The 22,798-nt window shown below is 37.6% G+C and carries 25 protein-coding genes; 14 read left to right on the top strand and 11 right to left on the bottom strand.

From position 1 onward, the window contains the following. Nucleotides 1–62 precede the first annotated feature (62 nt). From QOX35_RS01135 to ubiE, 4 genes are all read left to right on the top strand, one after another. Nucleotides 63–746 carry a porin family protein gene (locus QOX35_RS01135; RefSeq protein WP_283685439.1) on the top strand — a complete coding sequence of 228 codons (684 nt, stop codon included), beginning with the start codon at nucleotides 63–65 and terminating at the stop codon, nucleotides 744–746. Nucleotides 747–1,028: 282 nt separating this feature from the next. Beyond that, nucleotides 1,029–1,979: a phosphoribosylaminoimidazolesuccinocarboxamide synthase gene (locus QOX35_RS01130; protein ID WP_283685438.1), complete on the top strand. Its 951-nt coding sequence runs from the start codon at nucleotides 1,029–1,031 to the stop codon at nucleotides 1,977–1,979. Nucleotides 1,980–1,985: 6 nt separating this feature from the next. After that, entirely contained in the window at nucleotides 1,986–2,552 is a 567-nt protein-coding gene (locus tag QOX35_RS01125; protein WP_006841758.1) for an ATPase, read from the top strand. A 42-nt stretch (nucleotides 2,553–2,594) separates the two neighbouring features. Next, the gene (gene ubiE, locus QOX35_RS01120; RefSeq protein WP_283685437.1) at nucleotides 2,595–3,332 is read left to right on the top strand and encodes a bifunctional demethylmenaquinone methyltransferase/2-methoxy-6-polyprenyl-1,4-benzoquinol methylase UbiE; all 738 of its coding nucleotides are present in this window, start codon (nucleotides 2,595–2,597) and stop codon (nucleotides 3,330–3,332) included. Between the two features lie 8 nt (nucleotides 3,333–3,340). On the opposite strand, the gene QOX35_RS01115 is transcribed toward ubiE, so the two are convergent. Continuing rightward, nucleotides 3,341–3,877 (bottom strand): HD domain-containing protein, encoded by a 537-nt coding sequence (locus QOX35_RS01115; RefSeq protein WP_283685436.1) that lies wholly within the window; start codon nucleotides 3,875–3,877, stop codon nucleotides 3,341–3,343. Between the two features lie 213 nt (nucleotides 3,878–4,090). On the opposite strand from QOX35_RS01115, the gene QOX35_RS01110 reads away from it, so the two are divergent. Continuing rightward, entirely contained in the window at nucleotides 4,091–5,239 is a 1,149-nt protein-coding gene (locus QOX35_RS01110; protein WP_283685435.1) for a hypothetical protein, read from the top strand. Nucleotides 5,240–5,265: 26 nt separating this feature from the next. Here QOX35_RS01110 and QOX35_RS01105 read toward each other — a convergent pair whose 3' ends face one another. Continuing rightward, complete coding sequence (locus tag QOX35_RS01105; RefSeq protein ID WP_283685434.1) at nucleotides 5,266–6,159, bottom strand: 3-keto-disaccharide hydrolase; 894 nt, start codon at nucleotides 6,157–6,159, stop codon at nucleotides 5,266–5,268. 349 nt (nucleotides 6,160–6,508) lie between these two features. On the opposite strand from QOX35_RS01105, the gene QOX35_RS01100 reads away from it, so the two are divergent. After that, nucleotides 6,509–7,471: an NAD(P)H-dependent flavin oxidoreductase gene (locus QOX35_RS01100; protein WP_502846750.1), complete on the top strand. Its 963-nt coding sequence runs from the start codon at nucleotides 6,509–6,511 to the stop codon at nucleotides 7,469–7,471. A 179-nt stretch (nucleotides 7,472–7,650) separates the two neighbouring features. Further along, nucleotides 7,651–9,036 (top strand): MltF family protein, encoded by a 1,386-nt coding sequence (locus QOX35_RS01095; protein WP_283685432.1) that lies wholly within the window; start codon nucleotides 7,651–7,653, stop codon nucleotides 9,034–9,036. A gap of 22 nt (nucleotides 9,037–9,058) precedes the next feature. Here the strand turns inward: QOX35_RS01095 and folP are convergent, their stop codons facing one another. The 3 genes from folP to QOX35_RS01080 all read right to left on the bottom strand — a co-directional run bounded on the left by folP (nucleotide 9,059) and on the right by QOX35_RS01080 (nucleotide 11,316). Further along, nucleotides 9,059–9,898 carry a dihydropteroate synthase gene (gene folP / locus QOX35_RS01090; RefSeq protein WP_283685431.1) on the bottom strand — a complete coding sequence of 280 codons (840 nt, stop codon included), beginning with the start codon at nucleotides 9,896–9,898 and terminating at the stop codon, nucleotides 9,059–9,061. A 146-nt stretch (nucleotides 9,899–10,044) separates the two neighbouring features. Next, nucleotides 10,045–10,869 carry an MBL fold metallo-hydrolase gene (locus tag QOX35_RS01085; RefSeq protein ID WP_283685430.1) on the bottom strand — a complete coding sequence of 275 codons (825 nt, stop codon included), beginning with the start codon at nucleotides 10,867–10,869 and terminating at the stop codon, nucleotides 10,045–10,047. 117 nt (nucleotides 10,870–10,986) lie between these two features. Beyond that, nucleotides 10,987–11,316: a zinc ribbon domain-containing protein YjdM gene (locus QOX35_RS01080; protein ID WP_135105494.1), complete on the bottom strand. Its 330-nt coding sequence runs from the start codon at nucleotides 11,314–11,316 to the stop codon at nucleotides 10,987–10,989. A 355-nt stretch (nucleotides 11,317–11,671) separates the two neighbouring features. Here QOX35_RS01080 and QOX35_RS01075 point away from each other — a divergent pair, with 355 nt between their 5' ends. From QOX35_RS01075 to bla, 5 genes are read left to right on the top strand one after another with little or no spacing between them, the layout of a single operon-like run. Further along, nucleotides 11,672–12,247 carry a DUF5063 domain-containing protein gene (locus QOX35_RS01075; RefSeq protein ID WP_283685429.1) on the top strand — a complete coding sequence of 192 codons (576 nt, stop codon included), beginning with the start codon at nucleotides 11,672–11,674 and terminating at the stop codon, nucleotides 12,245–12,247. Beyond that, on the top strand, nucleotides 12,241–12,834 hold the full coding sequence (locus tag QOX35_RS01070) for a 3'-5' exonuclease (protein WP_006841769.1): 594 nt from the start codon (nucleotides 12,241–12,243) through the stop codon (nucleotides 12,832–12,834). The genes QOX35_RS01075 and QOX35_RS01070 overlap by 7 nt, the downstream gene beginning before the upstream one ends. A 35-nt stretch (nucleotides 12,835–12,869) precedes the next feature. Then, on the top strand, nucleotides 12,870–13,790 hold the full coding sequence (locus QOX35_RS01065; RefSeq protein WP_283685428.1) for a DnaJ C-terminal domain-containing protein: 921 nt from the start codon (nucleotides 12,870–12,872) through the stop codon (nucleotides 13,788–13,790). Nucleotides 13,791–13,807: 17 nt separating this feature from the next. Further along, entirely contained in the window at nucleotides 13,808–14,095 is a 288-nt protein-coding gene (locus QOX35_RS01060; RefSeq protein WP_006841771.1) for a chaperone modulator CbpM, read from the top strand. A gap of 5 nt (nucleotides 14,096–14,100) precedes the next feature. Then, the gene (bla, locus tag QOX35_RS01055; RefSeq protein ID WP_283685427.1) at nucleotides 14,101–14,982 is read left to right on the top strand and encodes a class A beta-lactamase, subclass A2; all 882 of its coding nucleotides are present in this window, start codon (nucleotides 14,101–14,103) and stop codon (nucleotides 14,980–14,982) included. Nucleotides 14,983–14,995: 13 nt separating this feature from the next. Here bla and QOX35_RS01050 read toward each other — a convergent pair whose 3' ends face one another. From QOX35_RS01050 to QOX35_RS01035, 4 genes are all read right to left on the bottom strand, one after another. Beyond that, complete coding sequence (locus QOX35_RS01050; RefSeq protein WP_283685766.1) at nucleotides 14,996–16,633, bottom strand: glycoside hydrolase family 32 protein; 1,638 nt, start codon at nucleotides 16,631–16,633, stop codon at nucleotides 14,996–14,998. Between the two features lie 21 nt (nucleotides 16,634–16,654). Next, on the bottom strand, nucleotides 16,655–17,440 hold the full coding sequence (gene cdaA / locus QOX35_RS01045; RefSeq protein ID WP_006841774.1) for a diadenylate cyclase CdaA: 786 nt from the start codon (nucleotides 17,438–17,440) through the stop codon (nucleotides 16,655–16,657). A gap of 89 nt (nucleotides 17,441–17,529) precedes the next feature. Next, complete coding sequence (locus QOX35_RS01040; RefSeq protein WP_283685426.1) at nucleotides 17,530–18,405, bottom strand: GNAT family N-acetyltransferase; 876 nt, start codon at nucleotides 18,403–18,405, stop codon at nucleotides 17,530–17,532. Between the two features lie 18 nt (nucleotides 18,406–18,423). Continuing rightward, nucleotides 18,424–19,323, bottom strand: a complete 900-nt coding sequence (locus tag QOX35_RS01035; RefSeq protein ID WP_135105502.1) for a DUF2156 domain-containing protein — start codon at nucleotides 19,321–19,323, stop codon at nucleotides 18,424–18,426. 163 nt (nucleotides 19,324–19,486) lie between these two features. Between QOX35_RS01035 and QOX35_RS01030 the strand changes: the two genes are divergently transcribed. Both QOX35_RS01030 and QOX35_RS01025 read left to right on the top strand, forming a co-directional pair. Then, nucleotides 19,487–20,095, top strand: coding sequence for a response regulator transcription factor (locus QOX35_RS01030; RefSeq protein ID WP_283685425.1), 609 nt, complete (start codon nucleotides 19,487–19,489; stop codon nucleotides 20,093–20,095). 11 nt (nucleotides 20,096–20,106) lie between these two features. Beyond that, the gene (locus QOX35_RS01025) at nucleotides 20,107–20,811 is read left to right on the top strand and encodes a hemerythrin domain-containing protein (RefSeq protein WP_006841778.1); all 705 of its coding nucleotides are present in this window, start codon (nucleotides 20,107–20,109) and stop codon (nucleotides 20,809–20,811) included. Here QOX35_RS01025 and QOX35_RS01020 read toward each other — a convergent pair whose 3' ends face one another. After that, on the bottom strand, nucleotides 20,812–22,281 hold the full coding sequence (locus QOX35_RS01020; RefSeq protein ID WP_283685424.1) for an oligosaccharide flippase family protein: 1,470 nt from the start codon (nucleotides 22,279–22,281) through the stop codon (nucleotides 20,812–20,814). Nucleotides 22,282–22,290: 9 nt separating this feature from the next. Then, entirely contained in the window at nucleotides 22,291–22,794 is a 504-nt protein-coding gene (locus tag QOX35_RS01015) for a hypothetical protein (RefSeq protein ID WP_283685423.1), read from the bottom strand. Nucleotides 22,795–22,798: the final 4 nt, after the last annotated feature.

The raw sequence follows: 22,798 nt of genomic DNA, 5'->3' as shown, positions 1-22,798 counted from the left end.
ATCCTTAGTACCTAAATACCTCTCGATCTTTTTGATCAAAACTTTATAATCAGAAAAACTATATGACTACAACAAGACTTTTTTCAACGATCTTTCTATTGCTTTATTTTACTTCTTTGTTTGCTCAGGATGAACCCCCTTTCCGATTTGGAATAAGAGGTGGAGGTAATTTATATAGTGGAGTACTAAGTGTCGCTCCGGAAATCAGCAAAAAATTACATGCTGGCTATCAGATTGGATTGACCGCTGAATATGAGTTTAGAGACAACGTTTATCTGCAAACAGAAGTCGGCCTTACAACAAAGGGCGTAGTATACAAAGGTTCCGAAGTTTTGGAAGGGGGAGTAAGGCAGTGGACGCAAAACTTCACACTCAGATATGTAGAGGTGCCTTTTTTAATTGCTTATAAACCTGAAATAGAGGAAAATGTTAGTCTGTATTTTCATGGCGGACCTTATTTCGCCTACGGCATAGGAGGTAAAACAAGGCTAAAGATAACTCATAAGCAAGCCGAAGGTGAAGATGTTGATACTAGCCAAGATTCATTTGGAGAAAATGGATTTAAAAAATTAGATATTGGCATAAGGTTTGGTTCAGGACTTGAATTTGAGAAATATACTATAGGATTTGATTTTGAATATGGTCTCACAAATATTAGTCGTAAAGACACTAAATTGAGTTCTCTTCTCAATGATAGAGGATTTAAAAATAAGGGAGTATGTTTATCGTTAGGGTATAAATTCTAAAAAAGAAGTGTAAAGAATATAAATTTGAAAGAAGAAAAAACGATAAATTGAAATTTTATTAATTCTTACAAAAAGTCTCTTATTCTTTCTTTTGCCATTGTTTTTTTAACATAGTTCTATTACCTTTGGAGAGAGTAATCCGGAATTTGTTTGTCGTTGATAAACAAAGTGATAAAGATATTCTAATGAAAAGATAAGAATATAAAGAAATAAATATACTCAGGAAAATGAACGGCTTTGGCGTTTATATGTTATAAACATGGAAATTAAAAATTAAATCAAATGAAGAGTACTCTAGTTAATACCAATTTCCATTTTAATGGGCAAACAAATGTCTATCATGGAAAAGTAAGGGATGTATATTCTGTAGGTAACGACCTATTAGTGATGATTGCAACAGACCGTATTTCGGCTTTTGATGTTGTGTTACCAAAAGGTATCCCATACAAAGGGCAAGTGCTGAATCAAATTGCTGCGAAATTTCTGGATGCTACAGCCGATATTGTTCCTAACTGGAAATTGGCAACACCTGATCCTATGGTAACAACAGGGTTGCGTTGCGAGCCGTACAAAGTAGAAATGGTAATTCGTGGCTATCTGACCGGTAGTGCTTGGCGTGAATATAAAGCAGGAGCAAGAACTCTTTGTGGAGTGTCACTTCCTGAGGGGATGAAAGAGAATCAAAAATTTCCTACCCCGATCATTACTCCTACAACAAAGGCAGATGAAGGTCATGATGAAAATATATCTAAAGAAGAGATAATTGCACAAGGATTAGTAAGTAGAGAAGAATACGAGCAACTTGAAAAATATACTTACGCACTCTTCCAACGCGGTACAGAAATGGCTGCGCAAAAAAAACTGATTCTTGTAGATACAAAATATGAATTCGGTAAAAAAGATGGAAAGATTTACTTGATAGATGAAATTCATACACCAGACTCTTCTCGCTATTTTTACGCTGATACTTATCAAGATCTGTTTGAAAAGGGAGAAGAACAACGACAACTATCTAAAGAATTTGTTCGCAAATGGTTAATGGATAGCGGATTCCAAGGTAAAGAAGGACAGACTGTTCCGGAGATGACAGAGGAATATTGCAATAGTGTATCGGAACGTTATATCGAACTATACGAGAAGATAGTTGGAGAACCGTTTATAAAAGCCGATGTAAGCAATGTTTCAGAACGTATCGAAGAAAACATTAGCAGATATCTAAAAAAGAGAGGATAGAAACGGATGCCAAATCTCTATATTATAGCTGGCTGTAATGGTGCGGGAAAAACAACCGCATCATACGCCATGTTTCCTGAAATGCTCGATTGTAAAGAGTTTATCAACGCCGATGAAATAGCCAAAGGATTGTCTCCATTTCAGCCGGAGAAAGTCGCTATTGAAGCGGGTCGTATCATGCTTATGCGCATGAACGAAATGATGCGTCTTCAGGAAGACTTTGCTATAGAGACAACATTGGCAACTAAGTCGTACGTCAACTTTATCAGACGGGCGCAAGCCGAGGGTTATTTTGTAACACTTATATACTTTTGGCTCGAATCGCCAGAATTGGCAATAAAAAGGGTAGAGCAGCGTGTGCGTTTTGGAGGGCATCATGTTCCTGATGATGTCGTAGTAAGACGCTACTTTGCAGGAATGCGAAACTTATTTTCGCTATTTATTCCTATCTCCGATTATTGGCTTTTGGTTGATAACTCAACCGATCCATTCAGAATTATTGCAGAGGGGAACAGAACTAAAATACAGGAAATTCAAGATGAAGATACTTTCTTCTATCTCAAGAATGCTTGATCTTCAACTGAAGTCTACTTCAATTATATTCCATAAAAGATAATGAGCTATAAAGCCGAAAAAGTAGTACCTTATTCCTCTACTGAGAATAAGGGAGCACAGGTAGAACGGATGTTCGACTCCATCGCCGAAAACTATGATACCCTAAACCATACAATGTCCATGGGCATAGATATAGGCTGGCGTAAGAAGGGTTTGTCTATGCTTAAAAAGAATAACCCTCAACATATATTGGATATCGCCACCGGTACAGGAGACCTTGCTATACAGGCTTATGATATATTATCTCCTCAGCATATACTGGGAATCGATATATCTGAAGGCATGATGAATGTTGGGCGTCAAAAAGTAGCGAAAGCGGGTTTGTCTGATAAAATCAGTTTCGAGAAGCAAGATTGTATGGCTTTGAGGATTGAAGATAATTCGTTTGATGCAGCAATTGTGGCTTTTGGTGTTCGTAACTTCGAAGGTTTAGACAAGGGATTGAAAGAAATACTACGAGTTCTTAAGCCGGGAGGTCAGTTAATGATTCTAGAACTTAGTACTCCCCAACATTTTCCCATGAAGCAGGCATATTGGTTGTATTCTAGATTATTTATACCTACAGTTGGGCGATTGATCTCAAAAGATAAAACAGCCTACTCTTATTTGCCAAAATCTATTGAAGCTTTTATTCAGGGAAAAGATATGACAGAGACCCTATTGAAAAATGGTTTCCGAAAAGCAATATACAAGACTTATACGCTTGGTGTTTGCTCTATGTATCTGGCTGAAAAATGATTTCTCTTTTATAAAAAAGCAAGACTCCATTCATCAAATATTTTAACGGAGTTTGTCCCATGCTTTTCTAGGCCTTTTCTTATTTTGTCTATTGACTTTTCTACTCCCAGGTTTGTCTTTGAATAAAAACAATCGGCAAAACAAATAATCTTTTCCTCAATGCTCATTGGTTGCATATTGCGGTGCGGTAAAGGCAGGTTCTCTGCTTTTATTTCTTCGAGAGAAATGCCCACGCCTGTATGTCTTTCACAAACCAATGCATGACGGTGATATCCTTGGGCATCTAATAACTCACGTCCCAAGTATCCATGACACACATACGGAGCTATTCCATTACACTCGATAGAAGGAGCGTTGGTAAGGAAAATACCTATATCATGAAGCATGGCGGCTTCCTTTATAAACTCAATATCAGCATTTAGTTCTGGGTGTTTCTTTGCGATCTCCAGGGCTTTGTTCATTACCTCTTTGCTGTGTCTGATCAGTATCTTGTATAAATCAGAATCTTTCTTATAATATTTTTCTATAATAGCGATCACGTCCATGACATATAAATATTTATTGAGTACGAATTGTGTAAATTTGTAACATGTCTTATATTCAATATTAGAAACAGTCAATATCAAAAAAAGTTTTGTAATTTAGTAACAATAAAAATAGCCTCATGTCAATTGAGGATATATGGAAAATGAGATTAGTAAACAAACCTCGAAAATGATTGTTTACATCCTGAGAATAAACAATAAAACAACATAGTTATGTCAGATAGTGGCAATAATGAATGTCCTCTTTGTGGTAAAGATACACAAGATGGTGAAATATTCTGTCGTGACTGTCAGGAAATTGCACAAAATTCTTACCCCTCAGGTTTGCTGTCGGCAGATGCAGAGGCAGTAATATCCGCTGAGCTTGATGAAGAAGCCCATCAAGGCGAAGTAAATAATTTAGATAATGCTTTAGATAAAGATGAAACTTCTCCTTCGACAGAGACGGAAGATAAGAATACATTTTTCCGTAAAAATAAGAAGCTGTTAATATTCTTCTTTGCGGGGCTCATTATTTTCATGATAGTTGGGGTGATAGGTGGTTACTTGCGTCAACAGAATTTGAATACGTTGGCAACTGAAACTGCATATTGGAACAAGTGTATCGAAGAAAATACGCCTTTGGGATATTCTAAATACTTGGTGAAATACCCCGAAGGTAAATACAGTGAGGAGGCTTATCAAAAGATTGTAGAACTACGTGACAATGAACGAAAAACTTGGGAAAAGCTCAGAAGATCAAATGATATAGATGCCCTGTTTGCTTTTCTCAAAGATCATCCTGAAACGCCTTATCTAAAAGATATTCGGCATGTGATAGATTCGTTAAGTTGGATTGCAGCTCAAGCTCAAAATTCAGCAGATGTCTATTTGGCTTATCTAGAGAATTCAAAACTTGGGCGGATTGATGGAGAGTACATTGCATTGGCTCAGGAACGTTACGACTATCTTAGTCAGCTGAAAACGCTCGAAGGAAAAGATCTGGATGAAGTGAAGAAAACCTTGACAGATTTCTTTAGTGCCATGTCTACTATTAGCAGTAAAGGAATTCAAAAGTTATCAGTAGATACCTTAAGCCAATTCTATACCTCTAAAAACCTATTGAGTAAGCATATCGCAGATTCATTGACAGTAGGTCGTAAAGCAGATAAAATACGTAGTGTGCTTTACACTCCTGTTACAGACTCTATAGAAGCTATCCTTGACAACAAAGGCGTTTGTTTTATTACATTGCCTGTGAAGAAGGAGGTAACTTATTCAGATAGGAAAAAGAAGAAAGATCTTAGTCAGTCTACTCTAAGCATAGAACTTAATAATAAGAAATTGCAGGCTATCTATAAAAAGTCTAAAGCTACAAAATAAAGATAGCATTCCTTTCCTTCTTATTATCAATTGAAATACTGCTGATATTCTGCTGGGAGTTCTTTTATCTTTTTGATCTCAATGTCTTTATAGAATACTTCTCCGGCTTCGCTCTGTAATTGTATTCTGCCTTCTACTAATGGCTTTGTTTCTCCATTGTCCAGATAGCGAAGATTGGATAATGCCATTACTACATTGCCGTTCACAATATGTAAGCTTTTGCCTTCGTAGCATATAAGCTCGATATCGTTCCACTCATCTTTGGGTTTCTCTATTGTGCTTTTTGCTGCGCAGTAGTAGCCGTTCGGAGAGTTAACCCCGATCGGGATCAAAGAGGCTGTATTATCGAATACGACTCTCGATGAATCTTTTCGGGCACGGACATCCATTTGAGTTTGACCTATGCACCAGTAGTCTCCACTACTGCCCTCAGTTCCGGTTTCTATTAGTTGAAATTCATGACTTGTCATCCATGTTCTCCAATAGTCGGCACCACACTCTCCGATGGAATGGTATAATATTCCCGAGTCTAAAGACTTATTGAGTCTTGGCTCCCACTTCTGATTTCCCCATTTCATCTTTAGGCGGAGATGATAATTTCTATAACTTTCCTTTGTGAAAACACATCCGTAAACTTCTCCTTTTACCTTTAGTATTGGTTTGTCACCGTCCTGTATTACCGTAAATACATTTTTATAATTGTTGTTATATCCTATAGGTTTGATTGTATCTCCGTTTGCATCTAAAGGAACACTGCCGTTGTAGTTGTCTTTCATCTCATAACTCAGATACATATCCCATTTCGACAAATCTTTATCAAGCAAAGATGTCCATCCGGTCTCTTTTTGTTCTTTAGATCCGCATGAGATAAATAGAGCGACTAACAATAAATAGCTTAATTTTGATAATATGTTTTTCATAAATAGTAATGATAATGTATTGAATGATTGACTGTTCAAATATATGGAATTAATTCGATTGTTTTTTGAAAGTCCTATATATTCTACTCAACAGATTCTAACAATAAAGCAAAAGGTGACAAAAGTGACACTTTTTAGACCCTTATCTATTGTCACTTTCTGAATTTGCTCTGCTCTCTTTATCCTTGCTTGTCATATATAGGAACGAAGCACTTCTACTATTATAAGATAATTTATTTACATAAAAGTACGTTGTAATCTTATATTCAACAAAAAGAGTGAGCTTTAGTCTTTTTATTATACTTCCATTTTCAATATTTTCCTAAATTTGCAATACGTAACAAATTGAATGAAAAGAATGAATAATAGAATTACATCTTTATTTGGTATAAAATATCCGATTATATCAGGAGGTATGGTTTGGTGTAGTGGTTGGCGTTTGGCTTCGGCAGTCAGTAATGCCGGAGGACTTGGGCTTATAGGAGCCGGGTCTATGCATCCCGAAACATTGCGCGAGCATATACAAAAATGTAAGGCAGCTACAGATAAACCTTTTGGTGTGAATGTGCCATTAATGTATCCTGAGATAGAAGCGATTATGGATATTATTATATCCGAAGGGGTGAAGATTGTATTTACATCGGCAGGTAATCCTAAGCTTTGGACTAAAAAGCTTCAAGATAATGGAATAAAAGTGGCACATGTTATTTCCAGTTCTAAATTCGCCTTAAAATGTGAAGAGGCAGGAGTAGATGTTGTCGTAGCCGAAGGGTTCGAAGCCGGAGGGCATAACGGACGTGAAGAGACTACCACAATGGTGCTGATTCCGCAAGTAAGGAAAAGTATATCGATACCTCTTATTGCAGCCGGAGGGATAGGTACGGGGAGTGCTATGTTAGCTGCTTTCGCATTAGGGGCGGAAGGTATTCAGATGGGTACTCGATTTGCTCTTACACAGGAAAGTTCGGCTTCTAAGGAGTTTAAGGAATTGTGTATAAATCTTAAAGAAGGGGATACCATTCTCTCATTGAAAAAACTTAGTCCTACCCGACTAATAAAGAATGATTTTTACAATACAGTACAGGAAGCAGAAGACAGGGGAGCAACAGCAGAAGAAATGCGTGGAATTTTAGGACGTGGACGTGCTAAGAAAGGAATTTTTGAAGGAGACCTTTCGGAAGGCGAACTTGAGATAGGACAAGTCAGTTCACTGATTGAAGACCTTCCTACAGCCGCAGATGTAGTAAATAGCGTAATTGAAGAATATAACGCGAAAATTGAAAGTATGATTTCGCAAGACATGAAATTTTGATAATAAAAAATAGGAATTGATACGGAGGTTTTCATAAAATTGGAAGCCTTCGTTTCGGTTCGTTTAGTACTTCTTAAATAGGAGAGCTACAGAATATAAACAGATACGAAGATAGCCTGATCTTATTTTTATAATAAGATTAATTTATATATAATACCTAAATCTCAACTGATAAAAACATGAGAAAACTCTGTTGTATATATGTACTGATAGTTCTTTGTCTCTTTTCGGCCTGTAAAAAGAAAGAACAGAAGACTCCCTATGATTTTGAGCAGATCAAACAAAAGAAGGAACTAACCATTATTACGCTCAACACCTCTACATCTTACTTCATATACAAAGAAGAGCCTATGGGGTATGACTATGACCTCGCTCAGGATTTCTGCGACCATTATGGGCTGACATTGAAAGTAAAGGTAGCGGAGAATACCAACAAGCTTGTGGAGATGCTGAATAATGGTGAAGGCGATCTCATCGCCTATGCCGTACCTATCCAGACAGGACTTAAAGATTCTATCCTATATTGCGGACTGCAACAAATAACCCATCAGGTATTAATCCAACAGGCAAATAAGGGAGATACTATAATAAAAGATGTAACGGGCTTGATTGGCAAAGAGGTGTATGTGGAAGACAACACAAAATATTATCAACGCTTGCTGAATCTGAATTCCGAACTGGGAGGAGGTATCAACATTCATCCTGTAAATGAGGATACGATTACCAGTGAAGACCTCATCGAAATGGTTTCGCAAGGAAAGATAAAATATACAATCTGTGATGAATATATTGCCAAGTTGAACAAAACATATTATCGCAATATAGATATATCGCTTCAGATCAGTTTCGACCAACGCTCATCATGGGCTGTGCGGAAAGATTCTCCCCAGTTGGCAAAAGCATTAAATGAATGGTTCCAGCAGAATGGGAATACTCCTGTTTATAAAGGAATTACTAAAAAGTATTTCGAGCTGAGTAAGCAGACTTTCGAGGGTGAGTACGAAATCCCGAAGAATTTACCTAAGGGCGCAATTTCTATTTACGACGAACTGTTTAAAAAGCATGCTAAAGGAACAAAGTACGATTGGCGTTTTTTGGCAGCGATATGCTATCATGAGTCTCGTTTTCAAAATAATCTTACTTCATGGGCGGGAGCTGCCGGAATAATGGGATTGATGCCACGCACAGCAGCGTCTCTTGGTCTGAAAAGTGAAGACCGGATGAATCCCGATTTAAGTATAGGTGCTGCCGTAGAGCTACTCGATAGACTAGACAAAATATTTGGTAAAGTAAGTAGCATAGAGGAGCGGGAAAAGTTCTTGCTTGCAGCTTATAATGGAGGAAATGGGCATATAAATGATGCGCAGGCTCTGGCTCAAAAATATGGCGCTAACCCTTATATATGGGAAGGAAATGTGAAGAAATATTTGGAGTTGAAAGGAAATCCCGAATATTATAATGACCCTGTATGTAAAAGTGGATACTTCAGAGCCGGACAAACGACACGTTATGTGAATGATGTATTGAGAACAATGGAACGCTTCAAAAGGATAAGTCCAAAATGATAAAAAGAGAAAAGGGTATTTGCTATAAGCTGTACCCTTTTAATTTTTCTGTAATTTTTATCGTTTCTACTGCTTCTTTTACGTCGTGCACACGTAAGATGTCAGCTCCGTTTTGTAGAGCGAAAGTGTTTAGTATGGATGTCCCATTAAGGCTTTCTTCGGCTGTTGAGTCTATTAAATTATAGATCATTTTCTTTCTGGAAATGCCAACAAGTAAAGGAAGCTCAAAAATAGAGAAGCCTTTCAATGAAGCCATCAACTCATAATTCTGGTCGATGGTTTTACTGAATCCAAAACCCGGATCTATTATAATATCGTTTACGCCTTTGAGGTGTAGCTCGGCTATCTTTTTAGAGAAGTAGTAAAAAATATCTTGAATCAGATTGTCGTAATCTGTCAATTGGCTCATTGCTTGAGGTGTGCCTCGCATGTGCATAAGAATATAAGGAACATTGAGCGAAGCAACGGTGTCGAACATATTTTTGTCCATTTCACCTCCCGATATATCATTTATAATGTCAACACCATGTTCTTCTACACAAAAACGAGCGACATCGCTATAGAATGTGTCAACCGAGAGAATAGCGTCGGGAAATTCTTTATTTATAATATTCAGTGCCGGTTTTAGGCGTTCTATCTCCTCTTTTGAGGACAATAATGTAGACGAAGGGCGTGTAGACTGTGCTCCTATATCCACAATTTTGCCTCCTTGTGTTAATATTTCTGCTACACGGGCAACAATCTCTTGTTCACCCTGTTTGCGACTCTCTGCAAAAAATGAATCAGGAGTAATATTCAATATTCCCATCACAATAGGTTGCGACAGTTCTAGCAATTCTCCTTTTATATTAATTGTTTTCATGCAATTCTCCCTTTTACTAAGATGTAACAAAAGTAACAGATTTTCTGCGATTATTGCTATCTTACTTTTTTCATATTTGAAGCTAAGTCTTCAATAAAATAGAGAGGTGATATTTCTTGTGATGTTCAACGCTAGTGAGATGTCTCTTAAAACTCTCTCAGTCCCGACACTTTATAGCGGCTCAGTGTTTCTAGTTTTACGTTCTTGCCTACTACCACTCCATTATCATAGAGGGCTTGTTCCACGGCTTTAAAAGCTATTTCGGGGTGATTATTGTCTTGGCTGAGGTGGCAAAGCCAGATATTTTGAAGATTTTCGCTGTATATGCTTGCAATAAACTGGGCAGATAGACGGTTGCTAAGATGCCCCATGCCATTGCCTATACGTTGTTTCAGATAGTAAGGATATTTACCCGCCTGAAGCATATATTCGTCGTAGTTGGCCTCAATTACCAGGTGATTTGCCTTCGCGGCATATTCTTTTATCGTATCGGTAATCCGTCCGATATCTGTTACTAATACAAACGTTTGTTCGTCGAACTCAATGTGATAACCTACGTTTTCTATACTGTCGTGAGGAACGTCAAAGGCAGTTATCTGAAATTCCCTGATAGAAAATGCTTGTTCTTTTTCTATAATCTTTCTTGAGTGCACCAAGCTTGCTCGTACAGCTCTGTTTCTTAATATACCGTTATGTACGGTTTCCGTTGCATAAACAGGGATATTGTATTTGTCACCCAGGCATCCCACTGTTTTGATGTGATCAGCATGGTCGTGGGTTACCAATACGGCTATAATTTTATCGAATGAGACACCGTATTCGCGCAAGGCTTTTTGTATCGAACGTATCCCTATGCCGGCATCGATGAGTACACCATATTCATTCGTTCCCAGATAGTAGCAATTACCACTGCTACCACTACCCAGGCTGAAAAATTTATATTTATATTGAGGGAATAGGCTGTACTGCATAATGAATGCAAAGTTATATAGTCCTCCCTATAAAAAAGACTTATATTAGGTTAAAAAATAGACGCAAAGAAAAAAATATCTTTTATTTATTTTAATATCCGAAGGGCTAGCAGGGTCTTATTTCTTCAGGAAGCATGTTTTAAGTACGATGCTCGATCCGTCTATCTTACAATCCACTTCAGTTGGTTCTTCTGTAAGACGGATACTTTTTACCTTCGTACCTCTTTTTATTACCATCGATGATCCTTTTACTTTCAGATCTTTGATTACTGTAACCGCATCTCCGTCTTGTAGCTCTGCGCCGTTGCTGTCTCGTGGTGTCATATCGTCTGATTCTGCTTTCGCTTCGCCTGTCCATTCATGAAAACAGTCGGGACAAATAAACATAGTACCATCAAAATATGTATTTTCCATGCTGCATGCAGGGCAATTTGGAGTATCTCCCATTTCGTGCTAATTTTTATAGTGTTAAAAAATGAATTATATTCTTTTTCGGTAAGAAATATAGAATATAATATATTTACTAATTATTTGAAATAAGGTGCAAAGATAAGGCAAATAGCAAGTGCATCCAAATAAGGAGTAGAAACGGGGGATGATTGGCAAGGATAAGGGATTTATTGATATTGCTTAATGAATGTTTAGTGATAATAAAATATATTATCCGAACAATACAGTTAACAAAATAATAGGTTAAATTTGTTACTTAAAGAAAAATCAACGATCTCTTTTGTGTAGATCAGAATATAATTTAGATAATATATATTGAGCTGGTAAAACGGCAGAAAAATTAAAATATACAATGGAGAACCAATTAAAAGAGATCGTTTATTCTCGTGATACAATTGAATTTGTAACAGTGGCAGTGCAATATTGTGGCTATTTTGAAAGCTTTGAAGATGTAAGCGAGGCGGAGTTGATAGATAAGCTTACGAAGCTTCTTCCACTGCTTTACTTAAAAGCTTCTCTTGTGCCCGAGACAGATATCATAAATGAAGACGAGGAACCTGAGATAACAGTAACTGAGGGAGATTATAGCTATATTTCTTCAAAGCTATATGATGTATTTCAGAATAATGATGCGTATCTTGAGGTTTTTCTTCAGGATATGAAATATAGCGACACTCCTATTACTGCCAGTATAAGCGAAGATCTCTCGGATATCTATCAGGATTTGAAGAACTTCATTACAGTTTTTGAAAGAGGAGTTACAGACAATATGAATGATGCGCTATATTTCTGTATAGAGAATTTTAAGTCATATTGGGGGCAGAAGCTGGTAAATGTTTTGAGAGCTTTGCACTCACTCAAATATACGATAGTAAATGATAACCTTGATGAAGATCTCGAATCTGCTGATACAAATGAATTATGGTAAACACTATATCCAAAGCTGAATTGTCTACTTATGCACAGGAAGTTTTTCCGGGTAGAATAATCGTAATACAAGAAGAAACCGAGGCGAAGAAAGCATGTGACTATCTTAGCAAATGTGAGGCTATCGGATTTGATACAGAGACCCGCCCTGCTTTTCGTAAGGGAGTGACGCATCAGATAGCACTTATGCAGTTGTCTACAATCGATACCTGTTTCTTATTCCGGCTCAATCTGATCGGGTTTCCTGCTTGTCTGGCCGAACTTCTTGTCAATCCTGCCGTTAAGAAGATCGGGCTGTCGCTGAAAGATGACTTCTCGGCGATACACAAGCGGATGAGTTTGGCTCCGGCTAACTTCGTCGAATTACAGTCTTTTGTTAAAGATTACGGTATAGAAGACAATGGCTTACAGCGTATTTATGGCATACTTTTTGAAAAGAGAATATCAAAAGGGCAACGCCTGTCAAACTGGGAAGTAGATGTACTTTCTGACTCACAGAAAATGTATGCTGCACTCGATGCATGGGCCTGTCTGAGGATATATAACGAACTTAAAAACAAAGAAAAAATAAATTCGGTCAGGAGTTGATATTCTGATGCTTCTGACTCATAATTGAAAAATATATGGCATTTATAGATTATTACAGCATTTTAGGTGTATCTAAAACTGCCAGTGGCGATGATATAAAAAAGGCTTACCGAAAGTTAGCCCGTAAATATCACCCTGACATAAATCCTAATGATGAGGAAGCAAAGAAGAAGTTTCAGCAGATAAACGAGGCGAATGAAGTTCTGTCCGACCCCGAAAAACGTAAAAAGTATGACGAGTACGGAGAGAACTGGAAGCATGCCGAAGAATTTGAAAAAGCGCGTCAGCAACAAGCTCAGAATGGAGGTTTTGCTGATTATAGCAGCTTTGGTGGCGACTTTGGCGGAAGAACATATAGCTTTACCGGTGAAGACGAAGGAGGGTTTTCTGACTTTTTTGAGTCTCTGTTCGGTGGTAGGGGCGCATCCAGAGGTTCTCGGACAAGCGCATTTAGAGGGCAAGATTATACTACGGAACTTCATTTAAGTTTGCGTGATGCCTCTGAAACCCATAAACGAACGCTTACTCTTAATGGAAAAAATTTACGGATAACAATTCCGGCAGGGGTAGCAGACGGACAAGTAATAAAGCTGGCAGGACAAGGAGCTCCCGGTAGAAATGGAGGCCCTAATGGTGATCTGTATATTACGTTTGTGATACAAGAAGATCCGAAATTCAAAAGAGTGGGCAATGACTTGTATACGAATGCAGATCTAAGCTTGTACACAGCTGTGCTTGGAGGAGAGGAAACGGTGGATACTTTTACTGGAAAAGTAAAATTGAAAGTTGCCGCCGGAACTCAGAATGGAACAAAAGTTCGTCTAAAAGGGAAAGGTTTTCCTGTATATAAAAAGGATGGACATTTTGGAGATCTGATTATTACCTATACGGTGAAAATCCCGACCAATCTGAATGCAGAACAGAGGGAACTGTTCGAAAAGTTAGCAAAGTCTTAATTTAAAGCGCCACAGTTATGAATTCAGAACTGATTATTATACACGAATATTGTATTCAAAACCAAGTAGAGCCCGATTTTATTGTGCAGCTTGAAAATGAAGGACTGATACAGGTAAGTATCGTTGATAACGAGCGGTATATACATATTTCGCAGTTGAGGCACTTGGATCAGTATGTACGTTGGTACTACGACCTGTCAATTAATGTGGCGGGGATTGATGTTATTCAAAACCTTTTGGATAAGATAGATACGATGCAGGATGAAATTTTACGATTAAAAGAACAATTACGTTTGATAGATTAATATTTATGAAGAAACTTTTATTTCTTTTTTCAGCCATAGTGGTTGCTTTTCCTATGTTTTCACAAAATGAGGTTTTGAGAAACAAGATTCAAAAAATAATTCAGGGTAAAGATGCTACAGTTGGTGTTGCTCTTATTGTAGATGGAAAAGACACGTTGACTATCAATAATAATTTTCGTTATCCAACCCAAAGTGTATACAAGTTTCATTTAGCATTGGCTGTATTAGATTATTTAAATAAGAATAATCTCACTCTGGATCATCAGTTGTATGTAAAAAAGGGAGACTTACTCCCCAATACTCACAGCCCGTTAAGGGACGATTATCCGCAGGGAGAGATGTATCTCTCTGTTGCTGATATTATCAGATATACAGTATCTAAGAGCGATAATAATGGATGCGATATCCTGTTTCGCTTGGTAGGAGGTACAGCTGTAGTGGATAGATATATAAGAGGTCTTGGCCTTTCTGAGTTTGCCATTGCTGCCACAGAAGAAGAAATGCACGGACCTTGGGAAGTACAGTATACTAACTGGTCTACCCCCTATACTGCTGCACAAGCTTTAGAAATATTTAGAACACACGATATTTTACCCCAGCCTTTCCACGATTTCTTATGGGATGCGCTGGCTGGGACTACTACAGGTGGAAATAAAATAAAAGCATTGCTTCCCGAAGGGACATTCGTTGCACACAAAACAGGGAGCTCGTTTCGTAATGCCGAAGGGTTGAAGGCCGCGGAAAACGATATTGCAATCATACAATTACCTGATGGTAGATATTATTCTTTGGTTGTATTTGTTGCTGACTCTATGGAAAGCAATGATGTGAACTGCGGTATAATTGCTCAAATCTCAAAAGTGGTGTATGATTCTCTTGTAGAATAGTAATAGCCGGATTTTACCAAATCGATTTTGCTGAATATACCTCCAGATTTTTGACCTCGATATTGTTTCCCCAGAAGTGGAACCCTTCTGTATTATTGCTATCGGGTTTGCGTTCCATCGAATATGAGAATATTCCTCCGTCGATAAATACTTCTACAGATGTGCGATCGATATAAATATCAGCTGAAAGTTCCATGCTCGTCATGTCTTGTGGCGAATAGAACATTCCGTTCAGCATGTTCCCATTCATATCATAATTTATCAGCCGTTGACCAAACAGGTTGAGCCCTGCATCTGTGGCGTGTGACAGCTTAATTGTTGTTTTGATGCGTAGGCAATCTGAATTGTAGAACTCTTTCATCTTGTTGTTGGCATCATCCGATTTCAGATTACTCCATTTTTGAATAGGAGTAAATAATTGTTCTGTCTCTTTTATCGGATTGTTTATCAACCTTGCGCCTTCTTTTGTGGTTTTTAGAGTTAGCTCGGTAGGGAGTAGCATCATTCCATTGAATGGCATATCGGGTTGATTTATGCGTCCCCATCCTATTTGTATGCGTCTGCCATCACTATTGGGGATGTTTGTAAATGTTTGTGCAGCGTAAATTGATCCCGAAGTATAATAATATTTGCCAGCCTCAGGAGTGAATCTCTTTCCGTCAAAAGAGCCTAGCATATATGTTCCCGAAGCTCCATACATCACCCATTTGGTATTGTTTTTGTTCCCGTCTATCGGTAGCTCAAATAGTTCTGGGCATTCCCAAAATCCTGTAACGTGGCTTTCGTAATTCCAATCTTTCAGATTTTTAGACGTGTATATTGAGTGCCCGTCTCTTTCATTCAGTACCATTACCCAATGTTTTGACGGAGTATACCAAAAAACTTTCGGGTCACGTGTGTCTTTGCTATTCCATTTGTCTTTTGAGTCTATAAGTGGGTTTTTGTCATATTTTGTCCATCTACGCCCTTTGTCGAGACTGTAAGCCATGCATTGTACTTGCTTTTCAGAGCTATCTGCTGTATAAAAGGCTATCATCGCAGGATTGTCTTTCTTGTTATATCCCGCTGTATTATCATAATCAATGATTGTTGAGCCGGAGAACATTGTCCCCAAATGATCGGGATATAGCGCTTCGGGCAATTGTTGCCAATGTATCAGGTCTTTGCTTACTGCGTGTCCCCAGTGCATGTTTTCCCATTCACGTTCGTAAGGATTATGTTGATAGAAAAGATGGTATTCACCATCGTAGTATATCAATCCATTGGGATCGTTTATCCACCCTCGTTGAGTAGTGAAGTGAAATTGCGGACGGTTCTTTTCTTTATATAGGTTTGCATGCCCTTCTATTCTGTCATCCTGATAGATTTTGCTTAATCCTGATGGATCACCTTCATAGCTGATGTTTATAGTCTTACCCTTATAGTCTGCCATATCGCAAAATACCCAGTAATCGGGATTGGCAGATAGGCGTATTACAAATGATCTGTCTTCTTTTCCATCTATACTAAAGCTCATCTTTTTTCTTTCTGCTTTCTGCGAAACAGGCAGGTTCAAGTATTGCTTCGTTATCTTTATCGGAATATTTCCGGCAGATAAAGAAAAACAAAATAGAAGTGAAACGTGTAGGAATAATAAATTTTTAATGGGCATTTTCATGGTATATTCGATCGTTTATGTTTTCTTCTTTTTTACCAAAATAGTTTCAGTGAGAAGTTCTTGCAGTCTTTCGGGTGATATATTCGTTTGTATTTTCCCTTCGCTGACAAAGGATATTTTACCTCTTTCTTCTGATATGACAATCGCTTTGGCGTCCGTTTCTTGCGATATGCCGAGGGCTGCCCGGTGTCTTAATCCGAGAGATTTGGGTATCTCCTGATTCTGCGAAATAGGAAGGATACATCCGGCTGCTTTAATTTTGTTTCCTGATATAATTAAAGCTCCGTCGTGTAAAGGCGTGTTTTTAAAGAATATATTTTCTATCAGACGAGTACTGATCTCGGCATCTAAGACTTCGCCTGTTTCTTCATATTGTCCTAACTTAATCTCTTGTTCGATAACAATAAGTGCTCCTGTATATGTTTTGGCCATATTCATACATGCTAAAACCAGAGAGGTAATAACAGGCTCTGAGAGGCCTCCACGTTCTTTTGAACTGAAGAACCGAGCAAAGAAACGGAAGGTGCGATTGGAGCCGAGCGTCATCAAAAAACGTCGGATTTCATCTTGGAAGATAATGATGAGTACGATGAGTCCAATATCGACAAATTTGTCGAGGATAGCACCCATAAGGCGCATTTCCAGAACTTTAGATACAAGTATCCATAAGATCATGAAAGCCAATACACCATTGAATATGGCTCCTGTGCCCGATTTGGAGACAATCCTATATAATTGGTACATTACTGTAGCTACCAATAGTATATCAATTATATCTTTTATTCCAAAGTTTTCGAGCATATATGCGATACTATATTACTAAAATTCAAAGATAAGTTATTTCTTCGATAGATAATTCAGAAAAGACATCAGTCTTCTTAAAAAATCTTTTATTCCAACATCAGATTCATAATAGGCTGATGGTCTTCAAAGAATCGTTGCTGTTTTTCTTCAAGCTCATGAACCTTGTATCCAAACAAGAGCCTGCACAGCAATCGTACGTCTGTTTCTATATCAAAAGAGTCTTCCGATTCTAATATCAACTCTACATTTCCGCAGTCTATTGAATATATTAGAGGAGTATCTCCCTGCGAACAATCCGTTACTTTTATTCTGAATTTCTTAGATAGATTATCTTTTGCATATAGGTCTAAAAGAGTCCATGCGTCTATCACACGTGCCATGCCCGGTAGATCCCTTTTTTCGGGGTATCCGTCCAGTTTATACTCCTTGGCTATAGCCTCAAAGTCATTTCTGTTTTTTTGAACACAAAAGTCTCTGAATCTGAATAATTGATCGAACGTTTGATAAGCCATATCGATATTATCGGAATATGTATCTAGTATTTCTTTGACAGGGATAATATCTTCTCCCTTATCGAATACTTGTTCATATTCGTATTTCTTATAAAAGTCATACAGCCATTCTTCTGCAGGAATCAGTATTGCAAGAGGTATATTTCTTTCGGCAAGAACTTTATGCGCTTCATGAAGCAGCTGTGCCATGTAGCCTTTTTTTCTGTGTTCGGGCAATGTGCATAGTCCTGCCATGTATGCAAAAGGAATTTCCTGCCGGTAGAAGTTTATTGTATACGGCAACATTTGAAGGCTTGCAACCGCTTCTCCTTCTTCAAAATATATCAGTGTATTCTCATGCTTGTATTTGTATGTGAAAAGGATATCGAGAAACTCGTCCGTATCCTCGAAGCATATTTTCCACATACGACGTACTAATTCTGCTGTTTGCTCATTGGCGAATTGTATCATGAGAACGATAATATAATGTTACACAAATGGAATAAGAATTCCTTCTTCTAATAATATATCAGGGTAATATGACATTTTTGCTTTACGAAGGTTTGTTATGCCCATATCTTCCTCTCTGTTGATATATTTGTATTCAGACGCTTCGTGTTCTATAAACTGCTGGTTGATAATTGTATATGCGCCGTTTACTTCACTGAAGGCTTTTTCTACATGCACAACGAAAGTATCAGCCGTAAGTTGCTCTCCTATCGTAAATGCCACAATCTTTCCATTAACACGGATCGCACCTCCACGAAGTTGCAGATATTCGAAGTTTTCGAGCATAATTTTGGTTGCAATATAATCGTATCGTTGAGAGAAATCCGCTTTTGAGGTATTTACTTCTTCCCATTCGTCGAGCATATATGCACACTCTTCCAGCTCTTTTTTGGAAGTCAGAGGAAAATATTCCCAGTCGGGGTTGTCTGCCTTAAATCTGTTGATGTGATTGCGCTTGCTTTGCAGTTTTTTGCCCGAAAGGTTAATTAACTTCTCAGACAAATAGATATACTCATCATTGTTGCGATCGGGCAGGTATCTGAACTCTCCCGGAATTTCGTTGCGTATTTTTTCCCACATTTCAGACGAGATGCCTTTCATCTGGAATGGTATTTTGTTTATTTTCGCATCTTCTTCTATTAATTTGAATGCATCTATAAGTGGCATTTTTCCGATGGGCATCATATAATATGTCTGTCCGTCGGAATCCTGGAACCGAAGAAATATAGTCCGGTGTTCTATTGCGTACACCGTTTTGAATTTTGCATTCCATGCGTAAAGGTTTGTAAAACAAAAGTCGCAGGCACGGTATTCGTTTCCTGCAAAAGCGGCATCTATTACTTTTTTATCAGAAAATGTAATCTGCTTAAAGTTGATCATAAATTAGGAACGTATTAAAAATCCTATAAACAAAACTACTATAAATATTGTTTAGAAACACAAGTCCGGATTATTTATATTATATAACATTTGTTTATAAAATAAAATATCACGAAATTTGTGACTTATAAAGAATCATTCTATATAAGAAAACTATCGAAAGATGTCTAAAACGAAGAAAGTGCTGGCTGTAGCCGAAACTTCATATATTATTCGTAAAGGTCTGGTTTATGTTTTATCTCAGCTAAATAGCGTCGGTAAAGTTGTAGAATTGAGAGAAATGGAAGATATAAATTATCAGATAAATATACTCAAACCGGATGCTGTTCTTATCAACCCCATGTTGCTGGGGCATACATCAAGGCATGATATCCGGCAGCAGCTCAATTTGGATAAACATACAGCAATAATAGCTTTGGTTTATAATCTTATTGATGAGCAGTTTTATCGTTCCTATGACGCAGTTATACGTATAAATGATTCGGAATCGAAAATTGAAGAAACTTTACTTAAATGTCTTGAGAAGGAAACAGGAGGGCAGTCAGACACCGAGGAGTTGAGTGATAGAGAGAAAGAAATTTTGATAAGTGTTGTAAAGGGCATGAGTAATAAGGAAATAGCCGATCATCATAGCATCTCTATTCATACGGCTATTACGCACCGCAGAAATATTACACGCAAATTGAAAGTTCATAGTATTTCTGGATTGACTATATATGCAATAATTAATAAATTAGTGGATATTTCGGAAATAAAATATCAAGACGAATAAACTTGTACACAATGCAGAATGTAACAATCATATTTAATAAGAAAATGAAAATGTCGGAGCTTATAGATGCCGACTACCACTTATTATTATTGCTCAATCGGTTAAATATTTCGCTTGGGTTCGGCGAAAAAAGTGTTGAGGCAGTTTGTAAAGAAAATGATTTTGATACAGATTGTTTCCTATTCCTTGCAAACTATCAATCAAATAAATGTATAACCAATATACAAGAGGTGTTCAGCAAATTGCCTCTTGCTCCGTTTCTCAGATACCTTAAAAATTCACACAGTTACTTTTTGGAAAGAAGGCTTCCGAATATTCGCCGTAAGCTTGAATTGGTTTTCCCCGAAACAGACAAAGCATTACAAACCGTTGTTCTTGATTTCTTCGACAATTATACCAAAGAAGTATTGGAGCATATGAGGTATGAGGATGATGTTGTTTTTCCTTATGTCTACTCTTTGATTGATAAAGATGCTAATAAGCAATACTCTATCAATATATTTGAAGAACGGCATAATGATATTGAGGGAAAAATAAATGACCTGAAACAGATATTGTTAAAGTACGTTCCGGGCACGACAGACCAGATGTTGATGGTAAATGTTCTTACCGAATTGTATATGTCCGAAGAGGAGCTCGAAGCGCATACCTTTATAGAAGACAATCTGGTTATTCCACGTGTAAAAGAAATAGAGAAAGAGCGCAAAAAGAAGTAATTACTCTTTCTTAAACCAACTACCCAAGTCTTTTAAGTTGAATACTTTCTTCAATTTGAAGAAGGCATACAGTATGGAGGCACATAATGTGATCCCTCCTAAATATTTGTATTGCGGGATATATATCACAATAAGAAATGTAATGCAAATCAGCATTAGATTAATCAATATCATTGAAATGATCGTATTAGTCCATTTGAAATCTGAGAGCTTACGTCCGATAATGTATACAAGAGGCAGATACACAATATAGGCAGCCAAATATGCGATTCCTGTCGCATCTAATCCATACAGCGGGTAGAGTATATAGGCGGAGAGAAGATATACGCTATGATATGCGGCTTCTGATATGAAAAACACAAATCCTCTATCCTTTACCAACATAATAAAGGCTATCGGCCAACTTAGTACTTTCAAAAATGAACCTGCTACTTGCCAGCATAAGAGTGTATTCGCCCCCGAAAACTTTCCGGAGTAGAGTACTGATAAAGCGAAGTCGGAGAACAGCATCATGCCTATAACAATAGGAGAAGCAATAATCAGTACGATATAGCTCTGTTCATTTATGAGTGCTTTCATTTTATCCTTTTCGCTCGCTATTGCCGAAAGACGAGGATAAAAGTCTGATCCCATCGATCTGAGTATGAGTGCAAGATATACATTTGTTATTGTCCATGCCGATTGAAATAGTCCTGCCGCTTCAATATCATCGGTTCGTGTGATGTATGCTCTGATGAGAAACATACTCACAGTACTTACAAGTCCTGCCGATACAATATAAATTCCAAGTTTTAGAGAGCTTAATCCTTCGTGGAAAGCTTCTTTATTTGAGATGCTAGCTTTCTCTATACTTTGTTTCTTGTAATAAAATTCAACACAGAGAAAAGATATTCCTCCCGATACGATAAAAGCAGGGATAATACCTTCCAGCCCGAAGATAAAATATATAGGAGTGGTGATAATTAAGCCTATTAAGCTACCCCATACAGCGGATTTTGCCATCTCGGGAATTTTACGCATCCCCTGTAATATGGTTGATTTGCCTGTTGTAAGTATTGCTAGAAATACGCAAATAGCCAAGCCAGCAATTGGTAGAGTATATTTGTTGCTGTCGAATGCCCAAAGACTAATTGGATAGCATAAGATGAGGCAAATGACAGAGCCTATGATTGCCGACCATTTGAACCAAATATTAAAACGTGATATCACTCTATTGAGGGCAGTCTGGTCTTTTTGGGCTTCGGTTTCGGCTATGTCTTTTACTCCCGCAGTATCCAGTCCGAGGCTGAATCCCGATCGCATCATGTCTATGATAGACTGGTATATGCCGATAATGCCTATCCCCGTGGGTCCTAACAATATGGCAATAATCTTGGTTCGGATGATGCCAATGAGAATAATCAATGCCTGGGATCCGCCAAAAATGGTGGTAGACTTTATTATCTGTTGATATGATGATTTCTTGCTCAATGTTATACTTTAAGGTTTGGTCTTTATTTCGAAGCTGTTTTTAATTGTCTCAAAGCTTTTGTTCAGGCTATCTTCCGTGTCACTTTGTATTATAATTAGGTAACTCTTGTTTCCTGCCTTAAGAGCGAACGTGTTTCCGTAAGATTTTTTAGAATCTCTAACGATTGTAAATTCAGAAGATAATGCATCATATTTGCCAAATTTGGATGGAATGATTTTCTCTGCTGAGTATTCAAACTTTGTTCTGTCTACATTTTTTTGATGCGTTTCTATTACTTCCTTTAAGTCTGTACTTTTTTCTGTAAATGTTATGAATATAATGTTATTTCCTTCTTTTCCTTTTATGGAATATGATTCTCCGGGTAATTCGTTTGTTTCTACAGTCCAGCTATGTGGATATTCGAAAAGTACCCCTTCATAAAAAAGTTTTTTTTCAGCATTGCCGCTAATGCATGAAAGAAAACAAGTAATTAACCCTATGTTTAGCGCAAGAAAGAGAGCGGATCTGTTCATGTTA

The organism is Dysgonomonas sp. Marseille-Q5470 (assembly GCF_951230145.1).
GTDB lineage: Bacteria > Bacteroidota > Bacteroidia > Bacteroidales > Dysgonomonadaceae > Dysgonomonas.
The sequence above is the reverse complement of the archived record's forward strand: the minus strand, read 5'-3'. Positions and strand labels throughout refer to the sequence as shown.

Coding starts and splice junctions, on each gene's coding strand:
- QOX35_RS01135 (WP_283685439.1), top strand. CDS start 63: ATGACTACAACAAGACTTTTTTCAACGATCTTTCTATTGCTTTATTTT.
- QOX35_RS01130 (WP_283685438.1), top strand. CDS start 1,029: ATGAAGAGTACTCTAGTTAATACCAATTTCCATTTTAATGGGCAAACA.
- QOX35_RS01125 (WP_006841758.1), top strand. CDS start 1,986: ATGCCAAATCTCTATATTATAGCTGGCTGTAATGGTGCGGGAAAAACA.
- ubiE (WP_283685437.1), top strand. CDS start 2,595: ATGAGCTATAAAGCCGAAAAAGTAGTACCTTATTCCTCTACTGAGAAT.
- QOX35_RS01115 (WP_283685436.1), bottom strand. CDS start 3,877: ATGGACGTGATCGCTATTATAGAAAAATATTATAAGAAAGATTCTGAT.
- QOX35_RS01110 (WP_283685435.1), top strand. CDS start 4,091: ATGTCAGATAGTGGCAATAATGAATGTCCTCTTTGTGGTAAAGATACA.
- QOX35_RS01105 (WP_283685434.1), bottom strand. CDS start 6,159: ATGAAAAACATATTATCAAAATTAAGCTATTTATTGTTAGTCGCTCTA.
- QOX35_RS01100 (WP_502846750.1), top strand. CDS start 6,509: ATGAAAAGAATGAATAATAGAATTACATCTTTATTTGGTATAAAATAT.
- QOX35_RS01095 (WP_283685432.1), top strand. CDS start 7,651: ATGAGAAAACTCTGTTGTATATATGTACTGATAGTTCTTTGTCTCTTT.
- folP (WP_283685431.1), bottom strand. CDS start 9,898: ATGAAAACAATTAATATAAAAGGAGAATTGCTAGAACTGTCGCAACCT.
- QOX35_RS01085 (WP_283685430.1), bottom strand. CDS start 10,869: ATGCAGTACAGCCTATTCCCTCAATATAAATATAAATTTTTCAGCCTG.
- QOX35_RS01080 (WP_135105494.1), bottom strand. CDS start 11,316: ATGGGAGATACTCCAAATTGCCCTGCATGCAGCATGGAAAATACATAT.
- QOX35_RS01075 (WP_283685429.1), top strand. CDS start 11,672: ATGGAGAACCAATTAAAAGAGATCGTTTATTCTCGTGATACAATTGAA.
- QOX35_RS01070 (WP_006841769.1), top strand. CDS start 12,241: ATGGTAAACACTATATCCAAAGCTGAATTGTCTACTTATGCACAGGAA.
- QOX35_RS01065 (WP_283685428.1), top strand. CDS start 12,870: ATGGCATTTATAGATTATTACAGCATTTTAGGTGTATCTAAAACTGCC.
- QOX35_RS01060 (WP_006841771.1), top strand. CDS start 13,808: ATGAATTCAGAACTGATTATTATACACGAATATTGTATTCAAAACCAA.
- bla (WP_283685427.1), top strand. CDS start 14,101: ATGAAGAAACTTTTATTTCTTTTTTCAGCCATAGTGGTTGCTTTTCCT.
- QOX35_RS01050 (WP_283685766.1), bottom strand. CDS start 16,633: ATGCCCATTAAAAATTTATTATTCCTACACGTTTCACTTCTATTTTGT.
- cdaA (WP_006841774.1), bottom strand. CDS start 17,440: ATGCTCGAAAACTTTGGAATAAAAGATATAATTGATATACTATTGGTA.
- QOX35_RS01040 (WP_283685426.1), bottom strand. CDS start 18,405: ATGATACAATTCGCCAATGAGCAAACAGCAGAATTAGTACGTCGTATG.
- QOX35_RS01035 (WP_135105502.1), bottom strand. CDS start 19,323: ATGATCAACTTTAAGCAGATTACATTTTCTGATAAAAAAGTAATAGAT.
- QOX35_RS01030 (WP_283685425.1), top strand. CDS start 19,487: ATGTCTAAAACGAAGAAAGTGCTGGCTGTAGCCGAAACTTCATATATT.
- QOX35_RS01025 (WP_006841778.1), top strand. CDS start 20,107: ATGCAGAATGTAACAATCATATTTAATAAGAAAATGAAAATGTCGGAG.
- QOX35_RS01015 (WP_283685423.1), bottom strand. CDS start 22,794: ATGAACAGATCCGCTCTCTTTCTTGCGCTAAACATAGGGTTAATTACT.